We start from the raw sequence: 8,373 nt of genomic DNA, 5'->3' as shown, positions 1-8,373 counted from the left end.
ATGAAGACGTTTAGCCACTTCCTATCGAATCCAGTGGATTTATTTTCAAAATCCTCTAGCAATATTTTTTGAAAATGTCCCCTTGACTTTTCATAGTTGGTCTTTCAATTTTTTAACTTGCCTTTACTTCTGTTTTTTTCTTTCTTGTGACCGTTACTTTAACACCTAAATATTTTTCGTATACTTCTTGAAATAGAACTTCCTTTTTCTCTGTACCGTAGTACTCGTTACCAAGACGTAAGTTTAACTTTTTCACCACACTTCTCAGCCCCCTACAGTTTTATCTACGTATTGAGGATAGTGTTCTAAAAATTTTTCTTTGGAAGGAAACCCCATCTCAAATGATTGTCTAACCTCTTTTTTACTGGCGTTTTGCAAGTATATAGGTAAATAAAAATGTTCCATAGGGAACCCAAGTACTATCGCGATTTGAAAGGCTAGTTTTCCTCCTGGGTCGCGTCTACCAGTCTCTAAATCTGCAATATGTCCAGGAGTCACACCAACCTTATCTGCTAGAGCCACCTGTGACATACGTTTTTTACCACGTAAATCTGCTAGCCAAGTCCTTTTCACATGTCCACCTCCAGACAACTTTTGATGTTTTTTATTATACTGGCGTTTTGCAAGTAAGTAAAGTGGTATTTCAACTTTTTTATAAACCTCCATCCTCTTTTACTTGCAATATGCACGTATTTACCATTGTGTAATTGTGCAATAAAGTGGTATCTTATAAGTATCAAAACACATAAAACAAAAAACGTTTTATATATTTTACGAAATTTATAAAAATAAAATTAAGAAAAAATATAAAAAAGAATTTAACGGGGGTAAAAAGTATGAATATAGGAACTCAATTAAAATTCTTAAGAAATAGACGTGGATGGACGATGCAGGAAGTCGCAGATCGTATCGGTAAAAACGATTCTACGTATAGTGGATATGAGACAAATAAAAGAAAACCAAACGCTGAGGTTCTTGTACAGTTAGCAGATGTGTTCGATACTACTGCAGACTTTATCTTAGGGAGAACAGACAATCCAAATAGTCTTAATTTTAATGTAAAAGACTTTTTAGATCAAGGCAGACTTCATTCTGATGGGGTAGAAATTACTGATGAGCAAGCTGAAATCGCTAATATTTTATTAAGACAACTCCTACAAAGAAAGCAGCAATAAGTAAAAAAGGATTAGCCAGATGCTATTCCTTTTTTTGTTGCAATATAGTTGTAATTTGATTGTACTGTTCCTGTGTAATCTGTTCTTGATTATAAAGTTCCTCCATCAGATAATTCATATCACAACTTACATTTTCAGCACTGAATAATTCCCCAATTAAACGTTTTGTTTCTTGTTTTGCAGTCTCTTTTTTCACTATTGTTTCCCCCTTCATCCAATTAATTATTCAAAAATGTTAAAATAAAGAAAATGAATAACCTCTATAACGTACGAAATGCCACTACACTCGAAAGTGTAGTGGCATTTCTCTTTTAACAGTTAGCCGATCGTCCCCGGATCCATCCTCATTTGTACAGGTTCTTTAACTTTTGCCTTGCTAAGTTCACTTGATACCGGTGATAACGTCAGCGCAAGAGCACAAACAATAACTAAACCAGCTAGAAATTTTTTCATTTTAACTATCCCCTTATTTTAAAATATCAAAAATTTTTATGTAAAATAAATTACCTTCTTTCAAAAATCGATGATACGCTTTCTGACGTAGCTCAGGATTTTCTATAGCAATAGCTAAGTATAGATCCTGAAAAGCTGTACGATTCTCAATTTTGTACAACATTTTAGCCGCTTCCTCATACTCATTTAAAGAAATTTTCCGTAGCGCTTGCTCAGCTTTATCATGAATATATTCCAATTTTACAGGAAAATTATGAATTATACAACAAAACGAAAATGTATTTTCAACTAATTTCCGCTTCAATAGCGACTTACTGTTTGTTATTTTATCCAATTCCTGTAGTGACTTTTCAAAATATTGAATAGATTTCTCCGCATCTTCGAAAACGTAGCTTTCCCCTAACACACTATATGCTGTAGCTTTTAACAAACGTGGGGCTTCTTGTACCCCCAGTACCTCAAACAGCAAACATCTTGCAGTTTCTACTTCATCCTGCATTAAATACGCATATGCACATATTGCTTTTAATTCGGCATCAATTAACGTTTTTTCTAATCCTTGCGGCATTTCACATATTTTATCTTTAATCATATCATGCATCGTAGTAAATACGTTGTAAGCCCCCATGTCAAAATACCCATAGACACTTAATAAGTTTACTAAAACATTTACATTAACCTTATTTAAATTCACTTTTGCTCGAAGATTGTCTAGGCTCTTAAAAAATTCTTTTGAGCGTAGATTTCCAGATTGACGTTCCAAACCAACTTTTAAAATATCTTTATAGTTCTTTGTTACCGTATGTTTACACTTTCTTTCGAGCAATTCTTTTAATATATCTGTATAGCCCGCTAAATACACGTAGTACATGGCTGTCCTAATGTCCGATTCTTTTTTCGTAGATTCCAAAAACTCTTGAACTGTTTTTATTTTTTCATTCTCGTTTTCCGTACTCACCAAAATTTTCATCAGTTTCGAAAAATTCATAGGCACCTGACCATTCATTGTTTTCCACAAATTTGATTGTGATAAACTTGTGATTTTAGAGAGTTTAGTAGGCGTTATATCTTTTTCTACCACAATGTTACTTAAGTTTGTACAATTCTGCACGACGGTCCCTCCCTTGAACTTAAGACACCCCCTCTGTTTTTCTCAATAGGAAAACGTACCACCATGCTAACATGGGCTAAGAAGTATGATATACTTGAAGTTGACTCATGGAAAGTTTTCCCTACGTACACTAGGGTAAAACGTTACAGTAGTGCGGCGACACTACTGTAACGCCGTGGGTCTTTTTGCTCTTTTATTTTATTATTTTTATCTTATCATAAAATTTAGAACATTCGTTTCACTCTTTTCTCAAACCATATTGAGAAAGTTTTTTCTAAATCTTTCAGAATTCCCACAAGAATATTTTACCACCAACAGAACTAATGTTCTAGTTATTTTTCTGTTTTTTGGTATAAATACTGTCATTAATCATTTTAAATACAAACTATCTGTCAACTATAGTTAAAAAACATGCCTTTATTTATACTAAAGGCATGAACACTTTTGGAGAAAATTTAAAAAAATTTAGAAACAGTCACACGCTAACACAAGCAGAGCTTGGTAATAAGATCCAATTAAGTCGGAGTCAGATTAGTAACTTAGAAAACCACTTTAATGAACCCGACTTAGATTCGTTAGATCGAATCACATCCTTCTTCAATGTATCTATTGATGCGCTTTTGGGACGAAACATCCCAGAATCTGAAGAACGATTAAAAATCATTCTCGAGGAGATTCAAACGGTTTTCGCAGGCCTGAATGAATCTCAACGAGAACAATTCTGTAAACAACTCCTTTTCTACACACAATTTCTAAATGAGAAAAAAGAGTTGTTATGAATCGATTGTAGTAGAAAACTTTTCCATATTCAACGGTAAAGTTTCCCATTACAACATTGGAAAACGAGGAGGCACATGTCTTCTCGTTTTTATTTTTATCCCCTAATTATACATGGCATTGGCATTGTAAAAGATAAATAGTTCGCCCACTCAGACATATTCGCTTTTCCTAAAACAAATGCTCCTTCTTCTTTCAACTGCTTCACAATTGTTGCGTCTTGATCTGCAATCCAATCTTTTAATACATAAGTTCCTGCACTAGTCGGCATCACTTTTTCCGTCTGTACATTATCTTTTACAACGACAGGAATACCATATAAATTCGACTTTTTGTTTCTCCCCCGCTCTTGATCTAACTTTCTTGCTTCTTCCATCGCATTAGGATTTATCTCTGTAACAGAATTTAATGTTATTCCATTTTGATCATGTTCTTGTATTCTAAAGAGATAAATACTCGTTAATTCTTCATATGACAACTTTCCATCATCAATCATTTTTTGAAGCTCATCTATAGTCGCATTTACGACTTCTTTTTCTTTTATCTTTACATTTTCTATATTGATTCCTTTAAGCTGATTATGTATCGGTTGTAGCACTCTTTCTTTATCATATACAATACGCTCAGGTTCCTTTGGAAAATAATTTTTATACACGTAATATCCGCCGGCACACGCTAATAAGACAATGCCTCCAGTGATAGACAGCGTTACCTTTACCCATTTCTTCATGTTGCTTCCTCCACTCTATAAGATGCTTAGCTATACAAAAAAGAGAGTTACCTTTTACTTAACTCTCTCCAATCAAAATGCTAAATGAAAAAATGAAAGATTTCAATCTAATTACTTCTTTTTTTGCATTTGCTTTGCTAACATTTCTTTCACTTGATTATACGTTAATCCTGAATTTTTATTTAAACGCTTTACTTCCTCAACATCAGTACCTACCACTGTATATTTTTTCTCATCATTCATTTTTCTAATTCCCTTCTCACCGTATTATTTCTTATATTTCTTCCCTAAATGCGCATAAATTAACACCACTACAAAAAAGGAAGCTGTTTTTTAGCACAGCTTCCTTCTCGTTACATATTGTATTTCTTAATAAAATTTCACTACATCTTCAGTAGGCAAGAACGTTCTTTCTGCTGGTTGTTCGTTTGGTTCACCAAATGGCATTTGACCTACTAAGCTCCACTCTGCCGGAATGTTCCAAGTTTCTTTCACTTCAGCATCTACGATTGGGTTGTAATGTTGTAATGACGCCCCAATTCCTTCAGCAGATAATAGCATCCACACAGTATGTTGTAACATCGCATTTCCTTGATGAGACCAGAATGGGAACTGATCTTTGTATAATGGAGCATTTTCTTGCATTTTTTCTACAGTTGCTTGATCTTCAAAGAATAGAACTGTTCCTACACCTGCATGGAAGCCTTTTAGTCTTTCTACAGTCGCTTCAAAGTTTTCTGCTGGTACGCGTGCTCTTAGTGTTTCTTTAACGATATCCCAAAACTTTTCATGCTCTCCATCCATTAATACAACCATACGACCACTTTGCATATTGAAAGATGTTGGTGCGTGTAAAGCTGTTTTTAACACTTCTTCAATTCTTTCTTTTGTAATTGCATCATTTTTTGTTACTTTACGAATTGAACGGCGGTTCACGATTGCTTCTTTTAAGTTTGTTGTAGTTGCTGACATTTTAATTCCTCCAAATGTTTGTTTTATAATTTATTTTGTTATTTCATAACAAGCGAATTAGCAATATCCATCGGTATTACATTGCATACCTTCAAATGAATTTGTTTTATCCTTTTCAATTTCTTTATCAATGACCCTTTCTAGTGTTTCTTTACTAGCAAGCCCTTGAATGACTTCATCTCCAATCATGACAGTTGGAACAGCCATAATATTCGCTTCATCATATGCGTGTTGAATTGCTTCTTGATGCTTTTCTTTATATTTACGAGTTACTAAAGCATCTTTAAATTCCGCCTCAGGAAGTCCTATTTCTACCGCTAATTTTGTTAACACATCAATATCTTCAATGTTTTGCTCTTCTTGGAAAAATGCTGTGAATACGCGGTGATGATACTCATTACCTAGTCCACGTTCTTTCGCAAATTGACATCCTTCGAAAGCTAAATGTGTATATGGATGTGGTGAAACACGTGGCAAGCGCATATCAATTCCTAACTTCTTCGCTGTCGGAAGAATGAAAGCATCCCATGAACCTAATTTTTCTGGTTCATTCCATGGATCTATTTTTGAATATGGACTTGGACGTAATTCAAATGGCATCCATTCAATCTCTACATCTTTCTCTTCGCTACCTCATCTAATGGACCTTTTGCTAAAAAACAAAACGGACATATAAAATCTGAGTATACTTTCATTTTTACAGTCATAACTTTTACACCTTACCTTATCGTTGTAATCAAATAAGTTACATTAATGATAAAAAAATATAAATATTATTTAAGCATTCATTTTTTCTTGCAAAGTTTCAAACAACTGCCCCATCGTAATATTTCTCAAAACTTCTTCCATCGCGGATTGTGCTTGAATTAAAATAATTTCTAACACCGCTTGAATATTCGCCCCAATTGGACAATCTGGATTCGGTTGCTCATGAATATGAAATAGCTTGTCTTCTTCGACTACGTTCACTGCATGATACACATCTAACAATGTGATTTCATGTAAATCCTTTAGTAATCCCGCGCCACCCGGTCCACGATTTACGTAAACAAAGCCAGCTTGTTTCAAGTACGACATGATTTTACGAATGACTACTGGATTTGTATTGACACTCTCAGCCATATAGTCTGAAGTACAAAGTGAAGATGGATTGTTTTTCAAAATAGATAAAATATGAACAGCTATGGAAAAGCGGCTACTAATTTTCATCGTAATCACCACCTCGATGTAATCATTATAGTTACAACTAAAAAATAAGTCAATCCTTTTCATAGATTTTTTATAAGCAAATTAAAAAGTGCCCCATTATGATATATGAGACACCCCTTTTTATTCTGCAAATAGCGCTTGAAATTCTTCAATAAATAGCTGTACAGCGATTGAAGAATCCTTTAATGAAGGAACAGCTAAAGCAATTTCTCTCCATACTTGCGGTTCCAATTCTCTCGTTTGCACATTCTGTGGTAAATTCGTTAAAGATAATTCAGCTAATATTGCAATGCCTAATCCTTCTTGAATCATATTTAAAGCTGTAGTAACGGTAGAAATTACATACTCAGCCCGAAGTGGTACGTTGGCTTGTTTAAACATATCAATGATGGGTGGTTCGTATCCGCCCTTACATAATATGATCGGTTCATTCTCCAAATCACGAATTGTAATAGAGTCCTTCTTACAAAGAGGATGATCCTCTCTTAAGATAGCAACCATTTTTCCCTTCGTTAACGGGACAATCTCCATCTCTTTATTAGGCAAAATAACAATTCCTATATCAACAACCCTCGATATTAACCAATCTTCAACTTCTTTAATTGTTCCTTCACAAAGAACGACCTCTAAGCTCGGATACTTCTCCTTAAAATGGTTTATCATTTTCGGTAAGAAATGTGCAGAAGCACTCGGAAAACTCCCAATTCGAATCGTCCCCACTTCGTGTCCTTTCTCCATCGCAACTTCTTGTTCAATCTTCTCTACACCGTTCAAAATCTCTCTAATATGTACAAGAATTCTGTTTCCTACATCCGTAACGAGTAATCCTTGTCGTTTATCACGTATAAGAATCGTAACTCCTAACTCTGACTCAATACTTGAAATGGCATGACTTACAGCTGGCTGCGTCATATTTAACACCCTGGCAGCCTTCGTAAAACTACCTAACTCAATAGTTTTTATTAATACTTGCAGTTGTGTAATAGTCATAACTAATCACTTATACTCCTTATAAAAAAGATTCATTTTATTTATTACATTCGATATCATATCATAGTGAAATGAATAACAACAAGGAGGTCTTACCGTGACACAGCTTTCTCGAACTAAGACGGCCATAATCCTTACCTTTCTCGTTTTCATGTGGGGAATCAATTGGCCTTTATCTAAGTTTGCCCTGCATTATACACCACCCGTTTTATTTGCAGGCGTTCGAACTTTAATTGGAGGATTCATTTTACTCCTTTTCGCTCTACCCAAATATAAAGAATTACATTTAAAAGAAACGTGGCATTTATACGTTATTTCTTCTTTACTTAACATCATTATATTTTACGGGTTACAAACTGTTGGTCTTCAATATATGCCTGCTGGGTTATTTTCCGCCATTGTATTTCTACAACCAGTTTTACTCGGTATTTTCTCGTGGATATGGCTTGAAGAATCAATGTACGGCTTGAAAATTTTCGGGCTTGTTCTCGGATTTATTGGTGTAGGTGTTATTAGCTCAAGCAGTTTAACAGGACATATTTCTGTTATTGGAATCCTTCTCGCGTTAGGATGCGCTATTGGCTGGGCACTTGGCACAGTATTCATTAAGAAGACTGGTCACCGTGTGAATGCCATTTGGATGGTAACAATTCAGCTTCTTATCGGTGGTCTTTGTTTAATCGGATTTGGCTCAGAATTTGAAAGTTGGTCTAGTATTGCTTGGAGTATGCCATTTGTTAGTGTACTACTCTTTATTTCATTCTTTGTTATTGCAATGGGGTGGCTTGCATACTTCACACTCGTTGGAGCTGGTGAAGCGAGTAAAGTAGGGGCTTATACATTCCTTATTCCCCTCGTATATTAATATTTAAGCCCTATCTCAGGCTTAGTTTTACTCTCTAATAAGAGTCCAGTAATAAAGAAAATACTTGGACGTCTCAAGATATTTCTAGATA

The 8,373-nt window shown here is 34.8% G+C and carries 11 protein-coding genes and 3 pseudogenes; 3 read left to right on the top strand and 11 right to left on the bottom strand.

The window, feature by feature from the left end; all coding sequences use genetic code 11:
- Positions 1-112: 112 nt before the first annotated feature.
- Together MR168_RS31210 and MR168_RS31205 are read right to left on the bottom strand one after the other, a co-directional pair.
- Complete coding sequence (locus MR168_RS31210; RefSeq protein ID WP_000239434.1) at positions 113-259, bottom strand: hypothetical protein; 147 nt, start codon at positions 257-259, stop codon at positions 113-115.
- 5 nt (positions 260-264) lie between these two features.
- On the bottom strand, positions 265-666 hold the full coding sequence (locus MR168_RS31205) for a helix-turn-helix transcriptional regulator (protein ID WP_000454589.1): 402 nt from the start codon (positions 664-666) through the stop codon (positions 265-267).
- Positions 667-836: 170 nt separating this feature from the next.
- Between MR168_RS31205 and MR168_RS31200 the strand changes: the two genes are divergently transcribed.
- Entirely contained in the window at positions 837-1,175 is a 339-nt protein-coding gene (locus MR168_RS31200) for a helix-turn-helix domain-containing protein (RefSeq protein WP_001020747.1), read from the top strand.
- A gap of 22 nt (positions 1,176-1,197) precedes the next feature.
- On the opposite strand, the gene MR168_RS31195 is transcribed toward MR168_RS31200, so the two are convergent.
- The 3 genes from MR168_RS31195 to MR168_RS31190 all read right to left on the bottom strand — a co-directional run bounded on the left by MR168_RS31195 (position 1,198) and on the right by MR168_RS31190 (position 2,739).
- Positions 1,198-1,371 carry a hypothetical protein gene (locus MR168_RS31195; RefSeq protein WP_000712294.1) on the bottom strand — a complete coding sequence of 58 codons (174 nt, stop codon included), beginning with the start codon at positions 1,369-1,371 and terminating at the stop codon, positions 1,198-1,200.
- Positions 1,372-1,493: 122 nt separating this feature from the next.
- Positions 1,494-1,628, bottom strand: coding sequence for a hypothetical protein (locus MR168_RS33530; RefSeq protein ID WP_000713858.1), 135 nt, complete (start codon positions 1,626-1,628; stop codon positions 1,494-1,496).
- Between the two features lie 13 nt (positions 1,629-1,641).
- Positions 1,642-2,739, bottom strand: coding sequence for an AimR family lysis-lysogeny pheromone receptor (locus MR168_RS31190; protein WP_348980682.1), 1,098 nt, complete (start codon positions 2,737-2,739; stop codon positions 1,642-1,644).
- Between the two features lie 434 nt (positions 2,740-3,173).
- On the opposite strand from MR168_RS31190, the gene MR168_RS31185 reads away from it, so the two are divergent.
- Complete coding sequence (locus MR168_RS31185; RefSeq protein WP_242291723.1) at positions 3,174-3,518, top strand: helix-turn-helix domain-containing protein; 345 nt, start codon at positions 3,174-3,176, stop codon at positions 3,516-3,518.
- Positions 3,519-3,637: 119 nt separating this feature from the next.
- On the opposite strand, the pseudogene MR168_RS31180 reads toward MR168_RS31185, so the two are convergent.
- The 6 genes and pseudogenes from MR168_RS31180 to MR168_RS31160 form a co-directional block, all read right to left on the bottom strand.
- Positions 3,638-4,246, bottom strand: a pseudogene (locus tag MR168_RS31180) (amidase family protein); the annotation flags it as partial.
- A gap of 111 nt (positions 4,247-4,357) precedes the next feature.
- Complete coding sequence (locus MR168_RS33525) at positions 4,358-4,489, bottom strand: hypothetical protein (protein WP_000997344.1); 132 nt, start codon at positions 4,487-4,489, stop codon at positions 4,358-4,360.
- A 126-nt stretch (positions 4,490-4,615) separates the two neighbouring features.
- A complete protein-coding gene (locus tag MR168_RS31175) occupies positions 4,616-5,218 on the bottom strand; it encodes a nitroreductase family protein (RefSeq protein WP_001277021.1) in 603 nt (200 codons plus the stop codon).
- A 57-nt stretch (positions 5,219-5,275) separates the two neighbouring features.
- A pseudogene (locus tag MR168_RS31170) lies at positions 5,276-5,925 on the bottom strand (DsbA family oxidoreductase).
- Between the two features lie 70 nt (positions 5,926-5,995).
- Positions 5,996-6,427: an Rrf2 family transcriptional regulator gene (locus tag MR168_RS31165; protein WP_000704073.1), complete on the bottom strand. Its 432-nt coding sequence runs from the start codon at positions 6,425-6,427 to the stop codon at positions 5,996-5,998.
- A gap of 120 nt (positions 6,428-6,547) precedes the next feature.
- Positions 6,548-7,417 (bottom strand): LysR family transcriptional regulator, encoded by an 870-nt coding sequence (locus tag MR168_RS31160; RefSeq protein WP_000156743.1) that lies wholly within the window; start codon positions 7,415-7,417, stop codon positions 6,548-6,550.
- A 97-nt stretch (positions 7,418-7,514) separates the two neighbouring features.
- On the opposite strand from MR168_RS31160, the pseudogene MR168_RS31155 reads away from it, so the two are divergent.
- Positions 7,515-8,276, top strand: a pseudogene (locus MR168_RS31155) (DMT family transporter); the annotation flags it as partial.
- Positions 8,277-8,373: the final 97 nt, after the last annotated feature.

Origin of the sequence: Bacillus cereus group sp. BfR-BA-01356, from assembly GCF_022663635.1 — a bacterium.
Taxonomy (GTDB): Bacteria; Bacillota; Bacilli; order Bacillales; family Bacillaceae_G; genus Bacillus_A; species Bacillus_A cereus.
The sequence above is the reverse complement of the archived record's forward strand: the minus strand, read 5'-3'. Positions and strand labels throughout refer to the sequence as shown.